Raw genomic sequence first — 19,605 nt, 5'->3', positions numbered from 1 at the left:
TCTTATCAATGTTTTGTTAGGGGGGAACGTCCCTCATTCAAAACAGAACACATTTAATGTTACATATTTACTCGCTTGTTTTAAAGAGATCTTTTATAAAAATGCACTCTTTACGCTGTCATCTGCAGATTGATTTTCAAAATTGGTTTGCTTCACTTTTTCTACATATGCTTGTCTGTGAAATTATCGCTGAAGGATTATCAATTCATGAGCGGCATCTTTCTGCTTCTGAATGCAATAATTATGTAATTAAAGCTCTCCATGAGGTTTATCTTAATCTTTCTGTACACATCAATACCCATGTATTTTTCTTGCGAACAGAGACAATTGATTATTCTTATACGTGCAATAATCCTAAGCTGCGTTTTATGATGCTTGATGAATAGACGTTTTCTCTTGAGGTTAGAGGTGTAGGGACAGATCATTGATCTCTTATAGTATCGATAACTAAACTATGATTTAGATTATTTATTTATAAGTTATGGTTTGAAGTAAGCACTTTCATGTGAAGCAATTTTTATGTGTAAATAGTAAAATAGAATTCTGCTGATTATATTTTTATCTACTTCGAAAATTTTTTACACAAGAATACTGATGGCAGCTAAGTTTGCACGAGTCTTTGTTCATTTATAGATGATGACATGAAATTATGCTGATAAGCTATTATAGAGAATTATTTTTTCACAAAAGGTCTTCCATATTTGTGATAAATTTAATAGTTTCCATTGGTTACAGTGTTTCGATGACTTACGATAAAACATCAGTATTTCAATACATATTGCGAGAGTGCTAAAAATTAATGCGGGAGGAGACATAATCATGATTCTCCAAGCTTCTTAATAACTATGGCATTTTCCTTATAATTTGAGCGTTTATAAGTAATAATATTAAATTGCGCTAATAATCCATTGTAGAGAAGAATTTTTCCCACTAAGGGTTCACCAATATTTGTGATCATTTTAATAACTTCCATTGCTTGTAGGGTCCCAATAACGCCAGGTAAAACACCGATGATTCCAGTTTCAGCGCATGTTGGGATAGTTCCGTGAGCTGGAGGCGTGGGAAATAAATCGCGATAGTGAGGATTATTGTCTTTATACGGCATAAGGACGGTTAATGAGCCATTAAAACGTTCTACAGCACCACTTATTAAAGGTTTTTTGCATTGGGCAGCGTGATCAGCAAGAAGGTAGCGTGTCGTAAAATTATCACTTCCATCAACAATGATGTGGTAAGCATTGAGCAGTTTATCCACATTACTTTTATCTAAGCGTAGGGTGTGTTTTTCAACTACAACATGGGGATTTATTGCTTTTATAGTGGTTTCAGCACTGTCTGTTTTTCTTTTGTTTATTGCATTTGTTTTATGAATAACTTGGCGTTGTAAATTGGAAAGTGAAACGATGTCGTTATCGACAATTCCAAGGGTTCCAACACCTGCGGCAGCCAAATAGGTTAAGACAGGAGCACCAAGACCACCAGCGCCCACAACAAGAACACGTGCTTTTTTTAGCTTTTGTTGCCCTGCACCACCAATCTCAGGTAAAATGATGTGGCGTGCATAGCGTTCGATTTCTTTGTTGTTTAATTTTGTATCTGTTTCTTGTGTCATAAATTTTCTCTTGTCATAGTTCTTTTATTGTTTACTAAGTTTATGGTGCATAGACCAGTCTGCTTTTAGGATAGAGAGGATTTATTTATGAAAATTGCCATTCAGATGGATCATATTTCAACAGTTCGGATTCAAGGAGATACGACATTTGCACTCGCTTTAGCAGCACAAGAACGTGGACATTCTCTCTTCCATTATACACCAGATCGTTTATCTCTGTGTGATGGTTGTGTGATTGCACGACTAGAGCCATTGATTGTGCATGATAAAGAGGGAAGCCACTATCAATTAGAAAAGCCTGTTCGCACGGAATTAACAGATATGGATGTGGTTCTTTTACGCCAAGATCCACCTTTTGATCTCAATTATATCACAACGACTCATTTGTTAGAACGTATTCATCCTAAAACACTCGTTGTGAATGATCCAGCATGGGTACGCAACAGCCCAGAAAAAATTTTTGTTACTGAATTTTCTGATCTGATGCCAGAAACATTAATTACCAAAGATATTGAAGAAATAACAGCTTTTAGAGAGACATTTGGCGATATTATTGTTAAACCACTTTATGGAAATGGGGGCGCTGGTGTTTTTTATTTAAAACAAGATGATCGCAATTTAGCATCATTGTTGGAAATGTTTGCAGAAATTTATCATGAACCTTTTATTGTTCAGCGCTATTTAGAGGCAGTACGAAAAGGAGATAAAAGGATTATTTTGCTTGATGGTACACCCGTTGGAGCTATTAATCGAATTCCGACAAAAACAGATGTGCGCTCTAATATGCATGTTGGAGGTCGCGCGGAAAATGTTGAGTTAACAAAACGTGATTATGAGATTTGTGAACGCATTGCTCCAGCCTTAAAGGAACGTGGTCTTCTTTTTGTGGGGATTGATGTGATCGGAGATTATATAACAGAAATTAATGTGACGTCTCCTACAGGAATTCGTGAAATTAAACGCTTCTGCGGTACAGATGTTGCTCATTTGTTTTGGGATGTTATTGAGTTCAAGCGTTCAAATTAATTTATTTGACAGAAGACAAAAACATGGTTTTAAAAAAATGATCCATGTTGTTTTTTATATTTGTTATGTTGCAAATGTGAACTAGAATGACCGTATGATATAAATTAAGAGGCTTTGTCCTCAATTTTTAGGGAGTTTATAGATGAGCAGAGTATTATCAATTGGAGTGGGATTGATTTTTGCGCTACTGCTGTCAGCAAATGGAGGCAATGCGCGCGATCAAATACAGATTACTGGTTCATCTACAGTTTTACCTTATCAAAAGATTGTTGCTGAGACATTTGGAGAAATTTATCCCCATTTTAAGGTTCCTGTTATCGAATCGGGTGGAACAGGAGCTGGTATTAAGGAATTCTGCCGTGGTATTGGGGAGAACACCGTTGATATTGTCAATGCTTCGCGAGCAATGAAACCGAGTGAATTACAGTCTTGTTTTGATGCTGGTGTAAAAGATGTTGAGGAAATACGTATTGGGTATGATGGTATTGTTTTTGCAACAGATATTAAGGGTCCTGATTGGAAATTAAAGCCAGTAGATGTTTATAAAGCTCTTGCTGCTCGAATTATTATAGACGGAAAGTTGCAACCGAATAATGTTTTGAAATGGAGTGCAGTTAATAGTGCTCTTCCTGATTGGACGATAGCAGCGTATATTCCTGGAGAGAAGCATGGGACGCGTGAAGTTTTTGAGGAAAAATTACTTACTGAGGGGTGTAAAGAGAGTGGGGCAGTTGAGGTGATGAAGTCTTTAGGAATGGGTGATAAGGAGATACACACTGCTTGTATTGCAGTACGTAAGGATGGAAAAGCGGTTGATATTGATGGTGATTATTCTGAAACATTTGCGCGTCTAACTTCTAATAAAACAGGGGTTGGTATTTTTGGTTTGTCTTTTTATCAAAATAATGCTGATAGGCTGAAGGTTGCCGATATTAACGGTTTTGCGCCAACAGTTGAGACGATTTCTAGTGGACAATATCCAGTTTCTCGACCACTTTTTTTCTATATTAAGAAAGCACATTTAGATATTGTTTCAGGTTTGCGAGAGTATGTTGACTTTTTTCTTTCTGATCAAATGATAGGTCCAGATGGTCCTTTGGCTGAATATGGTTTGATTGTTTCTCCTGAAAAGGAGCGTCAAGCACAGCGTTCTGATTTTTCTACTGGTCGAGTAATGACATTGAAATAATTTGCAGGGAATAATTGGTTGGATTTCTGGGATAGGAAATTTAGGTGCTATTTTTTATAAAAACTGAAAGATAAAATGCGCATTTCCTTCATTATTTTTTTATTATTGATTTTTGGATTTTGTGGCTTTTGTATTTCTTATATGCGAGCACGCATTCTTGAATACAAACAGCATAAGATGCATTCTCGTGCGTATTATTATGGCTGGTGGACATTTTTGATTACTGTTATTCCAGCTTTTATTTTTTTAATTGTTTGGGATGTTGGGAGTACAATTTATTTAGAATATAATGCCTCTCGAGAGCTTGGGGCGTATAGTGCGCATGTAACAGATTCTGTAAATCATGATCTACTTTGGGAGACACTTCGAAGTCTCGTCAAAATGATTCATCGCTTTGAGGGGAATCTTTCTACCGCTTCCTATAAGGAAGTGCAGGCACAGTTATTCGCGAAGGGATTGATTTTACCTAGTGAAGCATCGGATGATGTGTTCAAAATAGCACAGTCGTGGGTATTCTCTTCTGAAAAGCTTAAGTTTATAGGTTATGGTTTCCTTTTTGTTATTGCGTCTTTTGGTTTTATCTGTGGAATGGTGCAAATTGCGCCTCATCAGCGTGCGCGCAATAAGGTTGAATCTTTTATTATTATTGGATTAATTTGTGCATCTATTGTTGCAGTCTTGACAACAATAGCCATTGCGCTTTCTATGCTTTTTCAGACAGTAAGCTTTTTTCAGTCTGTATCCTTTTCAAATTTCTTTTTAGGAACAGTTTGGGATCCGCGTTTTTCCGCGAGCGGCTCAAGCGATGAAGTAGGACAATTTGGTTTAATACCGCTTCTTGCGGGTACGCTTTATATTGCATTTGTCGCCATGCTTTTTGCTGTACCTATAGGGCTATTTTCAGCTCTTTATATGGCTGAGTATGCTTCTGCGCGATTGCGAGCAATTGTAAAACCATTGTTGGAAGTTCTTGCTGGCATTCCAACCATTGTTTATGGTTTTTTTGCTTTGAAGGTTGTAGGACCATTTTTACGTGATCTCTCTGTTTCTCTCTCAGATGGGGGTGGGTTTATTATGGCACAAAGTGTTTTGACCGCTGGAGTTGTGATGGGAATTATGTTGATACCTTTTGTTTCCTCTTTATCGGATGATGTTATTACGGCTGTTCCACGCATTTTACGTGAAGGTTCTTATGGTTTAGGCGCAACGCAATCTGAAACAATTAAAAAAGTTGTTATACCAGCAGCGCTTCCAGGGATTATGGGGGCCATTTTGTTAACGGCATCGCGTGCAATTGGAGAAACAATGATTGTAGTTTTGGCGGCAGGTGTTGCAGCAAACTTAACACTCAATCCTTTCGAAGCAATGACTACGATGACTGTTAAGATTGTTAATCAATTGACCGGTGATTTTGAGTTTAATTCTCCACAAACTCTGGTGGCTTTTGCCTTAGGGATGACGCTCTTTGTTATGACACTTTTGATGAATATTCTGGCTCTTTATATTGTGCGTAAATATCGGGAACAATATGAATGAATGAAGATTTTTTCCCTCGTCGCAATATTAGCCTCAAGCGTCGGTATTGGGCTGAACGTCGTTTTCGTGCCTATGGTTTGATTGCCATTTTTATTGGTTTGTTTTTTTTATTTACGCTTTTATGGTCTATCATTAGTCAGGGTTATACAGCTTTTTTTCAAAGTGAAATGACATTATCGATTTATTTGGATGAAAAGATCATTGATCCAAGTGGTCAACATAAAACAAAACCGCGAGTGCTCATGACGGCGAATTATCCGCTTCTTGTACGCAATGCTTTAGCAAAGAAACTTAATATAGATCAAAATGACCGCGTCTCTCTTCGAGAAGTTAACCGTATGTTTTCAAATGGTGTCCGTGTTCAGCTGCGTGAAATGGTAACAAAGAATCCAAAACTGATTGGCACAATGCAAAAAGTTAAGGTTTTGGCATCTGCGGATATTGATTCTGCTTATAAGGGACAGATTGATCTGCGTGTAGCAGAAAAAAACCGTAAAGTTTCTAATCGACAAGTAGAATGGATAAAGCGTTTAGCGCATGATGGTACGCTTTATAAAACATTTAATATTGGTTTTTTTACATTTGGCGCTTCAAGTCGTCCTGAGACTGCGGGATTAGGTGTTGCGATTATTGGTTCTCTTTATATGATAGGCATCGTTTTATTAGTTTCACTTCCGATAGGCATAGCAACGGCTCTTTATTTGGAAGAATATGCACGCAAAAATAAATTTACAGATTTTATAGAGGTTAATATCAATAATCTTGCAGCTGTTCCTTCAATTGTGTTTGGTCTTTTAGGACTCTCGTTTTTTGTTAATTTTTTAGGATTACCACGTTCAGCCTCTTTTGTTGGTGGTCTTGTTTTAGCGCTCATGACTCTTCCCACGATTATTATTGCAACACGCTCTGCTCTGCGTGCAGTTCCTCTCTCTATTCGTGCAGCAGCTTTAGGACTGGGAGCATCAAAAACACAAATGATTTTTCATCATGTTGTTCCTTTAGCTGCGCCTGGTATTTTGACAGGCACAATTATTGGAGTCGCACAGGCTTTGGGTGAAACAGCGCCTTTGCTTCTGATTGGAATGGTTGCTTTTGTTGTTAATATTCCTACAACCCCCATGGATCCAGCAACGGCTTTGCCTGTTCAAATTTTTATGTGGGCAGGTGAAGCAGAGCGCGCTTTTGTTGAAAAGACGTCAGGTGCTATTATTGTGTTAATGATTTTTCTTGCAATCATGAATATTTCTGCGGTTTTTTTACGTCGACGATTTGAACGCCGCCAGTAATTTTAATAAAATAACAGTTTTGATAAGATTTTTGTAAGGTGAATTTTTGTAATGAAGATTAAAATGCGAGGTCAGGATGTGAAGGTTTCTTATGGAGACAAAGAAGCACTCCACGGTATTACACTTGATATTCCTGAACATCAAGTAACAGCTTTGATTGGTCCATCAGGATGCGGAAAGTCGACTTTTTTGCGTTGTTTTAACCGTATGAATGATACGATTGAAGGCGCTAAAACAACCGGTCTTATTACCTTAGATGGGGAGAATATTTATGACCAGAGGATTGATGTTGTAGAATTGCGCGCCCGTGTTGGAATGGTTTTTCAAAAGCCTAGTCCTTTTCCAAAATCTATATTTGAAAATGTTGCGTATGGTCCACGCATTCATGGTTTAGTTAAAACGCGCTCTGAATTGCATGATATAGTTGAAAAGAGTTTGAGGCAGGCAGGTTTATTTGAAGAAGTAAAAGACCGTCTTCATGATCTTGGAACAAGTTTATCAGGGGGACAACAACAGCGTTTGTGTATTGCACGTGCTATTGCGGTTAGTCCTGAAGTTATTTTGATGGATGAGCCCTGTTCAGCTCTTGATCCCATTGCGACGGCACGGATTGAAGAGCTTATCGATGCATTACGGCAAAATTATACAATTGTTATCGTAACGCATTCCATGCAACAGGCCGCACGTGTTTCTCAATATACGGCTATGTTTCATTTAGGGCATTTGGTAGAAGTTGGTGCGACTGAAATGATCTTTACCTCACCAAAAGAGCAACGGACGCAAGATTATATTACGGGGCGTTTTGGATAGGTGAATTGAGGAGTGTAAGATATGTCTATGAACCATACTGTCCGTTCTTATGATGCAGAACTAAAATATTTAAAAGCAAGGATTACAGAAATGGGGAGCCATGCAGAAAGGATGATTGAACGTTCTGTCGCATCGGTTGTGTGTAGTGATCTTCAACTTGCAACGACAGTGATTGCCGATGATGTATTTTTAGATGAAGCAGAACGTGACATTGATGAAAAAGCGGTTGCTATTATTTGCAAACGCCAACCGATGGCTGTTGATTTGCGTGAAATTATTGGAGCTATTCGTATTTCTTCTGATCTTGAGCGGATTGGGGATATGGCTAAAAACATTGCTAAAAGGACTGTTGCACTTTCAGAAATACGTCAATCTGCTTCTGTTTATCATGGGCTTGAAACAATTACAGCTTTAGCACTCAATCAATTAAAAGAAGTCTTAAATGCTTATACGAGTCGCCTATTAGAGCGTGTTGACGCTGTGCGTGAGCGTGATGAGAAGATTGATGCTTTGTATACTTCTCTTTTTCGTGAACTTTTGACATATATGATGGAAGATATGCGCAATATTACGGTTTGTACGCACTTGCTGTTTTGTTTAAAGAATATTGAACGAATTGGTGATCATGTTACGAATATTGCTGAAATGCTGCATTATATCATAACGGGTTACCATATGTCTTCTGATCGTCCTCGCGATGACCTTACTTATAAAGTTGGGATAGGTGAGAAGAAAATAGATTAAAATTTTTCTTATATATATATATATATATATAATAAGTTTGTAGATACTATGAGGATTTTCTTACAGTGCAGCTATAGAAAGAATAAGATAGCTATATTATGGAAAAGCACAAAGAAGAAACAAAGAGTTTTTTCAGAGAAGCATAGCAGATTTCTAACTCTTGGTTTGACATATTTGTATATTGGATGATATCATCACTCGTGCTGTGGCCGGAGGGGAGTTTTCTAGGGGAATTTCCTTTCAGATCGTTTTGTTAAAGTTTTATGTTTTTATATTAAAGGGGATATCTGTATTATTTTTTTCAATATCGATGCAAAGAGTTTTGCTATCCAAATTTTTTCGGATGTAGAAGAAGTAGATAGTGTTGCTTTATTGTAATTGAAACGTGTGGGTTATTATGGCCTATATTGGACCATGAAGAATAACAATATTGATCTGTAAATTAAGAGTTTTTTATTTTTTATTTTGCATAGATACTTTTTTATTACCTCTTGTATTAAAATTTTACTGAGTGGTAACAATTAGCTATGTACTTTATTGAGAGATACATTTAAAGCTCGTTTCAAAATTTGAATAGCTCAGAGATTATAGGAATGTGTTGCATAAGATGAAAAAAAATCGTTGGAATGTTTTTGTTACCTGTTGTGTAGCGCCGTTAGTTGTTGTGGGGTGTGCTTCAAATCGTTTAGATACTGGAAAAGTAAATAACAATAAGACAAAAACAGTTACGTATCCATTGACAGAGCGTCAATGTCTTATGCGAGCGATGTATTTTGAATCAAATCGCACAAGCCGTGAAGGAATGATTGCCGTTGGGACGGTTGTTATGAATCGTGTTAATTCAACCGCCTATCCTAAGACGATTTGTGGTGTTGTTGGTCAATATAAGCAGTTTGCTCCTGGTGTTTTAACGCGTCCTATGACGGAGAAAGCATCTGTTGCTCGTGTAAGAGAGGCGGCTGATGCTGTTTTACGGGGTGAACGAGATAAGAAAGTTAAACACGCTAAGTTTTTTCATACCGCTGGTTTGTCTTTTCCGTATAAAAACATGCATTATGTTCAGGTTGCAGGGGGAAATGCTTTTTATGAAAAACGATCACGTAATGGGGAACTTCAAGTTCCTACAAATAATCGCCCTTATGATGTTGCTTATGCTTTTGCTCAAGAACGTTCTGGTCATGCGCCAAGCTTTATAGATGAAGCCACAGAAAGTAGGGGAGTAAAGGTAGAGAAAAGTGCATCTCCTTCGATAGAAGTAGCACAGTCCAAAACGGCACATCCTGCGCATTTTGCTATGGTACAGCTTGATAAAGTTCCTATTCCTGCCTATGCACCTCAACATCTAGCTAGGAAAGAGGAAAATAAAACGATTATGACTTTGCCTTCATCAGATCAGTTAAATGCAATTGTTGCAATGTTAGAAAAACGACACAGAAACTGGTAAGTTTTCACGACAAAAGAAGGGTTATACCCCCATTGCGGTTTATGAATTAAGTGATCCTTTAGCGATAATGACACGCATCAATATACGTAGAGAAAGTAAACTCAAAGGATCTAAAAAACAATTTATAATATGACGACGTAAAGAACGCATTTTATTTAAAGAAGGGTATTGGTAATGTACTTTGATATTCATGAGACAATTTCGCCTGAAATGCTTAATCGTCTTGCAGAAATTACAGTAAAAGTGGGGTTGAATTTACAAGAGGGGCAGGATCTTGTTTTGACTGCTCCAGTTTCAGCATTACCTTTTGTTCGGCGTATTGCATATCATGCTTATAAGGTTGGTGCTGGTGTCATTACACCAATTTTTAGTGATGATATGTTATCGCTTACACGTTTTGAAAATGCCCATACAGCTAGTTTTGATTGTGCCCCTTCTTGGCTTTATGAGGGAATGGCGAAGGCTTTTGAAAATGGGGCAGCGCGTTTAGCAATTGTTGGTGATAATCCTTTGCTCCTTTCCAATCAAGATTTTGATAAGGTTGCGCGTTTGAATAAGGCGACTTCGCTAGCTTACCAGCCTGCTCTCAAAAAAATATCGAATTTTTCTATAAATTGGTCAATTGTTGCTTATCCAACAGCAGGATGGGCTGAGGCAATGTTTCCTTCTTTACCACTGAATGAGGCGATTAAAAAATTAGCCGATGCAATTTTTTCTGCTTCACGTGTTACAGAAGAAGATCCGGTACATGCGTGGGTTGTCCATAACGAGAATTTAAAGAAACGATCATCTTGGCTTAATGCGCAGCGTTTTTCTGCCTTACACTTTACAGGGCCAGGGACTGATTTAACTGTTGGTTTGGCAGATGATCATGAATGGCATGGTGGTGCATCCGTTGCTCAAAATGGTGTTATTTGCAATCCGAATATTCCGACAGAGGAAGTTTTCACGACTCCTCATGCTCATAAGGTTGAAGGTTTTGTTCGTTCGACGAAACCACTTTCCTATCAAGGAACACTGGTTGATAATATTGAAGTACGTTTTGAAGCAGGGCGTATTGTTGAGTCTCGTGCATCAACGGGTCAGGAAGTTTTGCAACAGGTTTTGCAAAGTGATGAGGGTGCAAGCCGATTGGGCGAAGTTGCTCTTGTGCCCCATTCTTCACCAATTTCTAAGAGTGACCTCCTTTTTTATAATACCTTATTTGATGAAAATGCTGCATGTCATATTGCTTTAGGGCAATGTTATTCCAAATGCTTTTTAGATGGGGCATCTTTGACGTCAGAAGAGATTGCAGCACGTGGTGGTAATAAAAGTGTCATTCATATTGACTGGATGATTGGTTCTGGCGAAATTGATATAGATGGCATTACCCAAGATGGTGTAAGAGTTCCTGTGTTTCGTAAGGGTGAATGGGCTTAATCCTGTTATGCCGCATTCGATGTGGAGTGGGATGTAAGCCTCATTGATACGTTAAGTATTTTAGAGTGTCTGGTGAATATTCAAGGCAGGGCTTGGCTATAAAGCCTTTAGTTAAGTGACTCATATGAGTAGGACGCCAAGAGAAATCCACTCATCAAAAATTTGTTTCTTATAGAGCAGATGTAGAGGAAACCTTCGTTCTTTGAGGGGGGAAAAGAAATCAATTTATTGGTGATACAATTGGAACGTGTATAATTATTAAAGAAGAGAGATGCCTGAACTTCCTGAAGTAGAGACAGTTCGTCGTGGACTTGAGCCTGTTGTAACTGATGCAAAGATAGTATCTGTCAGACTTAATCGTAGAGATTTGCGCTTTCCTTTTCCTGAGGCTTTTTCTGAGCGCCTTATTGGCAGAACAATTATAGAACTTGGTCGGCGTGCGAAATATTTATTATTTCATCTTTCTCAGGATGAAACGATTTTAAGCCATTTAGGAATGTCTGGTTCATGGCGTATAGAGAATGATCTTTTAAGAACAGTTTTTTCAACGACAAGTAAATTGATTAAGCATGATCATTTTGTCATGGATATTCAAACAAGGGATGGTGAAGTTTATCATCTTATTTATAATGATGTGCGTCGCTTTGGATTTATGCTTTTAGTCAATACGGACAAGCTTTATGAACATCCACTTTTAAATAAGCTAGGGCTTGAACCTATGAGTAATTCGTTTTCTGGTCGTTATTTACAAAAGGCTTTTGTTAATAAAAAAATGTCTCTCAAGAGCGTTTTACTTGATCAGTCTATTGTTGCAGGTCTTGGGAATATTTATGTTTGTGAAGCACTTTGGCGGAGTCGTTTGTCTCCACAACGTGGTGCATTTACATTGGCATCAAAAACGGCACGTGCATGTGAATTTGCAGATTCTTTAGCACAAAATATACGCAATGTGATTTCTGAAGCCATTTTGTCTGGTGGCTCTTCTTTACGTGATTATATGCATATAGATGGTTCACTTGGTTATTTTCAACATGCTTTTTCAGTTTATGGACGAGAAGGCAAGCAATGTTTGGAATGTGGAACGCCTATTGTGCGTATTTTACAGGCTGGACGTTCAAGTTTTTACTGCTCACAATGCCAAAAATGAATAAGGTGTCTTGCAAAATCTTACAAGAGGCTTAAAGTCGTCGTATCTATAATATAATTACACAAGGCTTGAGAGGTTTTTTTATGCTGAATAAAGTACTAACACATCTTGATGGAAATATAGAAAAGAGCCTTGAACGCCTTTTTTCTCTTTTACGTTTTCAATCGATTTCTACAGACTCGGCTTACAAGGATGCATGTCGTAAAGCAGCTGACTGGTTAGTAGAGGATTTAAAAAGCATCGGTTTTGAGGCTTCACGCCGTGATACACCGGGTCATCCAATGGTTGTTGGGCATCATCCAGGACCTTCGGATGATTGTTTGCATGTGTTGTTTTACGGACATTATGATGTTCAACCTGTTGATCCTTTGAGTTTATGGGAGGATGATCCATTTACACCTTCTTTAAAAGAGAGAGATGGAGAGAAAGTTATTTGTGCTCGTGGAGCTTCAGATGACAAAGGTCAGTTGATGACTTTTATTGAAGCATGTCGTGCATTTAAGAAAGAAACAGGGCATCTTCCTGTTAAAGTTACTATTTTATGTGAAGGTGAGGAAGAATGTGCTTCTCCTTCCCTTATTCCTTTTTTAAAAGAAAATAAAGATGAACTTAAGGCAGATTATGCATTGGTTTGTGACACGTCAATGTGGGATGCGGATACACCATCTATTGCTCTTTCTCTTCGGGGAATTATGGCAGAAGAGATGATTATTACAGCAGCGAATCGTGATTTGCATTCTGGTTATTTTGGAGGAGTAGCAGCTAATCCCATTCGTATTCTAACGAAAATCTTAGCAGGACTTCACGATGAAAATAATAGGGTAACACTTCCTGGTTTTTATGATGGCGTAGAAGAAACACCTCCACAGATTTTGCAGTTATGGAATGAACTTAATTGTACTGCTGAAAAATTTCTTGGTCCTATAGGGCTTTCTATTCCTGCTGGTGAAAAAGGGCGGAGCATTTTAGAGCTTGTATGGGCACGTCCTACCATGGAAATTAATGGTATTAGTGGCGGCTATGAAGGGGAAGGGATGAAAACGGTTATTGCTTCTCAAGCGAGTGCAAAAGTATCTTGTCGTTTGGTGCATAAGCAAGATCCAGAGAAAATACGCCAAGCGTTGCGTGATTATGTACGTAGCTCAATTCCGGCTGATTGTAAGGTTGAATTTAAGAATCACGGTTCTTCTCCTGCACTTCAGATTTCTGATGATTCATCTTTTATCAAGGAGGCGAAGGATGCCTTATCACAAGAGTGGGAAGTGCCTGCTGTCTTGACAGCCATGGGGGGCTCGATCCCAATTGTAGCAGATTTTCGGTCAATTCTTGGTATGGAAACTCTTTTGGTTGGTTTTGGACTGGCTGATGACCGTATTCATTCGCCTAATGAAAAGTATAATTTAAAATCATTTCATAAAGGGCAGCGGTCTTGGGCGCGTATTCTTGCTGCTTTCGCAAATAGGAGGGTAAATGGCTGAGATTCGCGTTCATCAAGGTGATTTACCAAACTTAGACAATTATAAAACTGACGCCATTGCGATTGATACTGAAACTTTAGGGTTACAACCCCATCGTGATCGTTTATGTGTTGTTCAGCTTTCTTCTGGAGATGGTACTGCCGATATTATACAAATTGCTAAAGGACAAAAGAGTGCACCTAATTTGGTCAAGCTTCTTGGAGATAATGCAGTCATCAAAATATTCCATTTTGGGCGTTTTGATCTTGCGATTTTAGCGCATACATTTGGTGTTATGCCAGAGGCTATTTTTTGTACAAAGATTGCTTCGAAACTCACGCGTACTTATACGGATCGTCATGGCTTGAAAGAAATTTGTAATGAATTGCTGAATGTGAATATTTCTAAACAGCAACAATCTTCGGATTGGGCAGCAGAAACGTTATCACAGGCACAAATTGAATATGCTGCGTCGGATGTGTTATATTTGCATCGTTTAAAGGTTATATTTGAAGAACGTTTAAGACGTGAAGAGCGAGAAAATGTTGCCAAGGCATGCTTTCAATTTTTGCCTATGAGAGCTAGGCTTGATCTTTTAGGATGGGCGGAAGTTGATATTTTTGCGCATAGCTAACTTTAAAATTGGCTTTTAATGGAGTTAATTATTGATGTGAGAGGATGAAATGCTTGTACATTATGGGCATTTTATCCTCTCATCTTTTCTGATAAGAGTTATAATAAATTCTTAGGTGCTATTTCATTTGAAGTTTAGGTAATCAAAGTACTTTTGCGAATTCATATTTTTTATTTTTGTAACAGCTTTTATTTGAAAAAAGCAATTTTGAGGAGAGTTTTGAAACATATGGTAGGTTGGAAGACTTCAATCTCTGAAACCAGTATACAGCCTACTTGGGGAAAATATGAAGGCGTAAATATAAAAACCAAATCTCATCTTTACCATCATTTTTAATTCTGCTTTACGACTTTCAAAAGTATCTAAAGCAATGTCTGTTAAATAATAGAGATTACGCATTGCCTCACGCTTTTGTTTCTCACGTTTTTAATGGATTTACGTTCTTCATGTAAAACAGAACGCCCTAAACGGAATATATTTGTGTTGCTAATTCATGTGCTTTTTTTAGAAGAAACCGGCACCCAAGCCCATGTCACGGCGGCGCTTATGAGTGGTATAAAGATAAAGCCCCAAAATATGATATAAAATTCGTTGAGCACTTCCATCTTTACGCTTATGGAGTAACAAGCCGCTACCATCACACAATTTGCCAGCTCCCAATATTGTGTGTCCCTTGGCACTTAAGACGGTTTATAAGAGGCATTTTTAGTCTTTTTTTAGTGTTTTTTGTTTATACGCCTCTCCCCACTTGTAACATGCAATCAAATGGTTTTGATGGATTCAACATGAAAAAGATTTGGATGAGAGAATCTTACGGTATTCAGGGTTTTTATTCAATATGAATAACGCTAAACTATCATTATAAATCAATATATTATATGATTGATGTATACAGATAACTACGATTGTATTGAACAATGCAAAGAGCAACTCCTAGAAAAGTGTGCTAGAAACAAGTCAGCAAGAGCGCTTTTTACTAAGTCAAAACGTTGCAATAGCTTTTGCATTTAAACGGATTCGTAAGAATCCCCCTGTTTTCAAGAGTTTTATCCATATACAAACTTCATTTATGATGTGGAAGCGAATAAATTTGCTTAATGTATAATGAACAAGTTTGGAATGAGAGAATATTCTGATATTCGAGGCGCTCATTTTGTGTGAGGAAATATAAATTATATTTATAAATCAATATGTTTATGTGAGGCTCGTATAGTTTATTATTTTCAGACGATACTTCGTGCCTTTGTTTATTACTCAATTTATTACTCAATAAGTGATTTCTATGTTGGTAGAGCAGGGCAATTTGCTTTTATTTTAAAATCAAAAGGGCTCCAAAGCTTTATTTGTAAGGATTTTCACTTTTTATCTATAAACATATTATTTTTCTCTAGAAATTTGTAATGAAGGCACTAGGTAAAATCCATTATGGATATTTGATGAGGTTAAATTTATGAACATAAAATATTTTATTACAGCTTTTGCTACTTTTGCTTCAATTTCTATCGCTCAGGGGGCGAGTTTTTTAGCGTCTCAAAACCTTATACAGAGAGCATCTTCGGCTGTTCCTCCAATAGGTCTTTTTTCTAGTGAACAGCTTCGCAAGGTCTTATATGAAGTTTTTCAAATAGAACTTTCTTGCACAAATAACAGTGAATACATAACAGCAGCTAAGTTAGTACCTGTGTCACATTCTGGTAAAAAAAGAGGATATAATCCTAAAAAAGGACCAGGGAAAAGAGAACGGCCAAACCTATTTACACGAAGTCCAATGAGTTTTTAAAAAGTGAGAAAACAACATTGAGAGGTGTAACGTATGCTCAAGAATTGAAAAAAGGAGATATTATCACCTGAAAACAGGGGGGGAGCTATTTGTTTAAAGGGTGTTATGATTGTGCACGGTGAGAATGAAGAGGACTGTTCGGAAAAGATACGAACAGGAGGGTTTCAGTGAACGAATAACACAGTATAATAGCAATCAGTCATTACAAAATTCATGGGTTTAGATGAATATAGCCTAGAGGTTTTGAGTTATTTTGTTATGCCGTAAATATCATCATTTTGAGTGTGATTATATAAGGCATGTAAAACGCCTTAATAAGTGTTTTTAGAGTACGTGGCGGGATTAGTGAAGGACTTGTCTATAGAACCTTTGGTTAATGATACATGAATGGAAAGCTAAATGAAATCCACTCGATAAAAATCTGGACTATTTGCAGACAGGGTCTGATAGAACGCTTTGTCCAAATCGAGGAGAAAACCAAGTATTTATTTTAATGTTAAACTTTTGATCTTAGTGTGTTTCAAAAAATAAAACGCCATTGAGTTGCATACTTACGTGCGCTTGTTTTAAAGAAGCATTTTTCAATGCTCCCAAACCCATTTCTCGACGCTATCTATGAAGGGTATAATGGTAAACCCATTGAGTACCACCATCTTTATACTTATGAAGGGGGCAAGACGGCATTCATCACACACTTTGCTAGCTCTCAATATTGTGACAGCCTTTGGTATGTGAGACTCTTCATAAGAAGCGTTTTTAGTCCTTTTTTGTACAGCTTTTATCCACAAGGCTTTTTCTGCTTGTAACATGCAATCAAATGGTTTTGAGTGATTGCAACATACAACCGATTTGGAATGGGAGAATCTTACGATATTCGGATTTCTTATTCAATATGCGAAATGATGAGTTATGTTTATAATCAATCTATTGTTCGACTTAGATTTAAAAATATTTTTTATTTGTCTATGATGCAATATCAGATATTTTTTCTGCCAAATTGTTTGCTCAATTAATGATTTTCAAAGAAAAGTTTGGTGTGAACACTTTAAGAAAGATCTCTCATCTTTTTTGCTTTAGGGAGAGTTTTAATATAGATGTCAGCATTTATCATACCAGTTGCCTGTCTTGAGGCATTTTTTACAGTTTCGTTTATAAAAGAATATGAAATAGATAGCCTACAAATAAGATGAAACTCTGAAAAAGACTTTCTATGAGGTTGAGATAAGCAAAAAATGGTAAATATTAAAAAACAATAAATGCCTAAAGTAAAAACAAAGAGCAGGCAAGTTGCATATGATCTTGTTTCAATCCGTGGATTATTGGAAGTCTTGTTTATGTGCGATACAAGTTGATTTGTAATATAAGCATTTTTTTATGAAAAAAACAAATACATAGCCTTCACATTTTGTCATGCTAAGGATGAAGGTAAAAACGTTATTTGTATAAATCTAAATAGAACGATTGCATTTGACAGTTCTTGATATTGAAAACATTCATAAGTGACCTTTTTAGTTTTTTAACGGTTTCACATACTTGCTCGTTTGTAATGTATAGAGGGATGATTTTTGTTGCTTGAATATACAATGGTTTAAGATGAGAGCATTTGAATTTAATATAAAAGGATAATTTTTCATTAGACAAGAGCACATGCTTTCCATGGTGATAACGCAGATATTTTTGAAAAATTTATAAAGAAGAGCAAATGTGACAAGAGAAAATCATTTGTACATTGGCATAGTTCAATTCTTATTTATTAAGAGATCAAGCAATTCAGGATGCTTTCATTGGCTTTTTGTTTTTTTTATGAGTGTATCATTTTTGCTACAGATATCTGAAGTTTGGGCTCTATATGAAATGATGTGTTCAAATAAATATTCAGCTATGGAGAGAAAATATGAATATGAAATGGTTAATAACAGCTTCTGCTTTCGCTTTTGTTTCAGTTTCAGCGGCGCAAGCAGCAGATGTTATTGTTCCCCCAAGTCCAACACCTGTTGCTCCCGTTATTGTTGCTCCAACTTTTTCTTGGACAGGTTTCTACCTTGGTGGGCAACTTGGTGGTTTTTCGGGTAAAACGAAAATGGATATTCTCAGTAACGGAAAAAAGATTCCAGCGCCTGACGACCTTTTGCCTAAACTATCTGGTTTCATGGGTGGTCTTTACGCAGGTTCCAACGTTGATCTCGGTAATGGCCTTATTTTAGGTGTTGATACAGATATCATGTGGTCTAATAAAGATGACACGAAGACAGGAAACACATATGTTATTCTTCCAAATCACATAAATTATATTAAGAAGATATTAACAGAATCTGGAATTAATATTGGTAAAGATGCGCTTGAAGCTGGTGCTAAACGGACCCACAGTTTCACTTTTAAAGAAAAGTGGGCTGGTGCGACACGTGTACGTATTGGTTTTGCAGCTGAACGCATTATGCCTTATGTTGCTGGTGGTATCGCCTATACGCAGCTTCAAGATACTGCATCGATTTCAATAACAGGCAAAGATTCAGATAAAGTAATAGCTTCTGGTACCTTGTCTGATGAAACAAAGACCCTTGTTGGTTACACTCTGGGTGCTGGTGTTGATTTAGCAATGACCAATAACGTTATTGTCCGTGCGGAATATCGTTACTCTGATTTTGGTAAAAAGAAATTCTCAAATGATAAATATGAGACATCTTACAAAACCAATGATTTCCGAGTTGGTGTTGCTTACAAATTTTAACAGATGATAAGTTAAATAAAGAGGCGCTGTCTTTGACAGCGCCTCTGTTATTCTCTGTTGCTATATTATCACACAATACATAATTTATTGTGGATGTGAAAAGATATTATTCAGATTTTCTTAAAAAAATCATAAACAATAATTACATTTAAAAATCAATAAGTTATTTATATATATATTTTAGGTTTTTCGTGCAAAACAAAGCTATGAAGCGATTTTATCTGGGATGTGCCATCCATTTTCTGTGACTGTATCATTTTTACTACAGCTTTTCTTTCTGTAATCTTGTAGCACTGTGCTCATAAATAAATTAGGAGCAAAATTTATGAATATAAAATCTTTAATGACGACCTCTGTTATCGCCTTGATTTCAGCTTCTGCGGCACAGGCTGCTGATGTTATCGTTCCACATGAAGTAACGCCAGTTATTACTGCCCCTGCTTTCTCTTGGACAGGTTTTTATCTCGGTGCCCAGATTGGTGGTTTTTCTAGTAAATTTGACTTGAAAGATAAGGATAGAGATACTTCAATTTATAAAGATTTATCGCCTAAACTTTCAGGTTTGATTGGTGGTATTTATGCAGGGTCTAACTTTGATCTTGGAAATGGTCTTGTTTTGGGTGTTGAAACAGATATAATTTGGTCTGGTAAAAAGGATATAAGAACAGCTGCAGCACCAGCTGTAACTCCTCCAGCAGGAACTACTCCTCCAACAGGAACTACTCCTCCAACAGGAACTACTCCTCCAACAGGAACTACTCCTCCAACAGGAACTACTCCTCCAACAGGA

The 19,605-nt window shown here is 37.1% G+C and carries 15 protein-coding genes and 2 pseudogenes; 15 read left to right on the top strand and 2 right to left on the bottom strand.

The features are described from left to right. The first annotated feature begins 101 nt into the window (after positions 1-101). Positions 102-386, top strand: a complete 285-nt coding sequence (locus tag ACFIJ8_RS05730) for a hypothetical protein (RefSeq protein WP_375639191.1) — start codon at positions 102-104, stop codon at positions 384-386. A 431-nt stretch (positions 387-817) separates the two neighbouring features. Here ACFIJ8_RS05730 and ACFIJ8_RS05725 read toward each other — a convergent pair whose 3' ends face one another. Beyond that, entirely contained in the window at positions 818-1,612 is a 795-nt protein-coding gene (locus ACFIJ8_RS05725) for a molybdopterin-synthase adenylyltransferase MoeB (RefSeq protein WP_012754649.1), read from the bottom strand. A gap of 87 nt (positions 1,613-1,699) precedes the next feature. On the opposite strand from ACFIJ8_RS05725, the gene gshB reads away from it, so the two are divergent. From gshB to ACFIJ8_RS05670, 11 genes are all read left to right on the top strand, one after another. Then, the gene (gene gshB / locus ACFIJ8_RS05720; RefSeq protein WP_208438595.1) at positions 1,700-2,638 is read left to right on the top strand and encodes a glutathione synthase; all 939 of its coding nucleotides are present in this window, start codon (positions 1,700-1,702) and stop codon (positions 2,636-2,638) included. Positions 2,639-2,780: 142 nt separating this feature from the next. Further along, on the top strand, positions 2,781-3,827 hold the full coding sequence (locus ACFIJ8_RS05715; protein ID WP_375628564.1) for a PstS family phosphate ABC transporter substrate-binding protein: 1,047 nt from the start codon (positions 2,781-2,783) through the stop codon (positions 3,825-3,827). Between the two features lie 75 nt (positions 3,828-3,902). Then, a complete protein-coding gene (pstC, locus tag ACFIJ8_RS05710) occupies positions 3,903-5,363 on the top strand; it encodes a phosphate ABC transporter permease subunit PstC (protein WP_375639190.1) in 1,461 nt (486 codons plus the stop codon). Continuing rightward, positions 5,360-6,649: a phosphate ABC transporter permease PstA gene (gene pstA, locus ACFIJ8_RS05705; protein WP_273787812.1), complete on the top strand. Its 1,290-nt coding sequence runs from the start codon at positions 5,360-5,362 to the stop codon at positions 6,647-6,649. Before pstC ends, pstA begins: the two co-directional genes overlap by 4 nt. 51 nt (positions 6,650-6,700) lie before the next feature. Beyond that, entirely contained in the window at positions 6,701-7,459 is a 759-nt protein-coding gene (pstB, locus tag ACFIJ8_RS05700; RefSeq protein ID WP_273787813.1) for a phosphate ABC transporter ATP-binding protein PstB, read from the top strand. Between the two features lie 21 nt (positions 7,460-7,480). Continuing rightward, entirely contained in the window at positions 7,481-8,203 is a 723-nt protein-coding gene (gene phoU / locus ACFIJ8_RS05695; protein ID WP_273787814.1) for a phosphate signaling complex protein PhoU, read from the top strand. Between the two features lie 607 nt (positions 8,204-8,810). Further along, positions 8,811-9,647, top strand: coding sequence for a cell wall hydrolase (locus ACFIJ8_RS05690; protein ID WP_375639189.1), 837 nt, complete (start codon positions 8,811-8,813; stop codon positions 9,645-9,647). 174 nt (positions 9,648-9,821) lie between these two features. After that, a complete protein-coding gene (locus ACFIJ8_RS05685; RefSeq protein WP_273787816.1) occupies positions 9,822-11,069 on the top strand; it encodes an aminopeptidase in 1,248 nt (415 codons plus the stop codon). Between the two features lie 271 nt (positions 11,070-11,340). Further along, on the top strand, positions 11,341-12,216 hold the full coding sequence (gene mutM / locus ACFIJ8_RS05680; protein WP_012754658.1) for a bifunctional DNA-formamidopyrimidine glycosylase/DNA-(apurinic or apyrimidinic site) lyase: 876 nt from the start codon (positions 11,341-11,343) through the stop codon (positions 12,214-12,216). An 83-nt stretch (positions 12,217-12,299) separates the two neighbouring features. Continuing rightward, the gene (locus tag ACFIJ8_RS05675) at positions 12,300-13,694 is read left to right on the top strand and encodes a M20/M25/M40 family metallo-hydrolase (protein WP_375639188.1); all 1,395 of its coding nucleotides are present in this window, start codon (positions 12,300-12,302) and stop codon (positions 13,692-13,694) included. After that, a complete protein-coding gene (locus ACFIJ8_RS05670) occupies positions 13,687-14,307 on the top strand; it encodes a ribonuclease D (protein WP_273787818.1) in 621 nt (206 codons plus the stop codon). Before ACFIJ8_RS05675 ends, ACFIJ8_RS05670 begins: the two co-directional genes overlap by 8 nt. 248 nt (positions 14,308-14,555) lie before the next feature. On the opposite strand, the pseudogene ACFIJ8_RS05665 reads toward ACFIJ8_RS05670, so the two are convergent. Beyond that, positions 14,556-15,010 (bottom strand): annotated as a pseudogene (locus ACFIJ8_RS05665) (integrase); the annotation flags it as partial. Between the two features lie 747 nt (positions 15,011-15,757). On the opposite strand from ACFIJ8_RS05665, the gene ACFIJ8_RS05660 reads away from it, so the two are divergent. The 3 genes and pseudogenes from ACFIJ8_RS05660 to ACFIJ8_RS05650 all read left to right on the top strand — a co-directional run. Beyond that, the gene (locus ACFIJ8_RS05660) at positions 15,758-16,087 is read left to right on the top strand and encodes a hypothetical protein (RefSeq protein ID WP_375639187.1); all 330 of its coding nucleotides are present in this window, start codon (positions 15,758-15,760) and stop codon (positions 16,085-16,087) included. A gap of 1,894 nt (positions 16,088-17,981) precedes the next feature. Then, positions 17,982-18,815, top strand: a complete 834-nt coding sequence (locus tag ACFIJ8_RS05655) for an outer membrane protein (protein WP_273787821.1) — start codon at positions 17,982-17,984, stop codon at positions 18,813-18,815. A gap of 325 nt (positions 18,816-19,140) precedes the next feature. Continuing rightward, positions 19,141-19,605: pseudogene (locus ACFIJ8_RS05650) on the top strand (hemin-binding protein E); the annotation flags it as partial.

Source organism: Bartonella sp. MF74HXZ (assembly GCF_042194445.1).
Taxonomy (GTDB): domain Bacteria; phylum Pseudomonadota; class Alphaproteobacteria; order Rhizobiales; family Rhizobiaceae; genus Bartonella; species Bartonella grahamii.
Note: the sequence above shows the minus strand (reverse complement) of the source record. Positions and strands in the feature narration are given on the sequence as shown.

Coding starts and splice junctions, on each gene's coding strand:
- phoU (WP_273787814.1), top strand. CDS start 7,481: ATGTCTATGAACCATACTGTCCGTTCTTATGATGCAGAACTAAAATAT.
- ACFIJ8_RS05715 (WP_375628564.1), top strand. CDS start 2,781: ATGAGCAGAGTATTATCAATTGGAGTGGGATTGATTTTTGCGCTACTG.
- ACFIJ8_RS05655 (WP_273787821.1), top strand. CDS start 17,982: ATGAATATGAAATGGTTAATAACAGCTTCTGCTTTCGCTTTTGTTTCA.
- ACFIJ8_RS05685 (WP_273787816.1), top strand. CDS start 9,822: ATGTACTTTGATATTCATGAGACAATTTCGCCTGAAATGCTTAATCGT.
- ACFIJ8_RS05730 (WP_375639191.1), top strand. CDS start 102: ATGCACTCTTTACGCTGTCATCTGCAGATTGATTTTCAAAATTGGTTT.
- ACFIJ8_RS05690 (WP_375639189.1), top strand. CDS start 8,811: ATGAAAAAAAATCGTTGGAATGTTTTTGTTACCTGTTGTGTAGCGCCG.
- gshB (WP_208438595.1), top strand. CDS start 1,700: ATGAAAATTGCCATTCAGATGGATCATATTTCAACAGTTCGGATTCAA.
- ACFIJ8_RS05675 (WP_375639188.1), top strand. CDS start 12,300: ATGCTGAATAAAGTACTAACACATCTTGATGGAAATATAGAAAAGAGC.
- ACFIJ8_RS05670 (WP_273787818.1), top strand. CDS start 13,687: ATGGCTGAGATTCGCGTTCATCAAGGTGATTTACCAAACTTAGACAAT.
- ACFIJ8_RS05660 (WP_375639187.1), top strand. CDS start 15,758: ATGAACATAAAATATTTTATTACAGCTTTTGCTACTTTTGCTTCAATT.
- pstB (WP_273787813.1), top strand. CDS start 6,701: ATGAAGATTAAAATGCGAGGTCAGGATGTGAAGGTTTCTTATGGAGAC.
- ACFIJ8_RS05725 (WP_012754649.1), bottom strand. CDS start 1,612: ATGACACAAGAAACAGATACAAAATTAAACAACAAAGAAATCGAACGC.
- pstC (WP_375639190.1), top strand. CDS start 3,903: ATGCGCATTTCCTTCATTATTTTTTTATTATTGATTTTTGGATTTTGT.
- mutM (WP_012754658.1), top strand. CDS start 11,341: ATGCCTGAACTTCCTGAAGTAGAGACAGTTCGTCGTGGACTTGAGCCT.
- pstA (WP_273787812.1), top strand. CDS start 5,360: ATGAATGAAGATTTTTTCCCTCGTCGCAATATTAGCCTCAAGCGTCGG.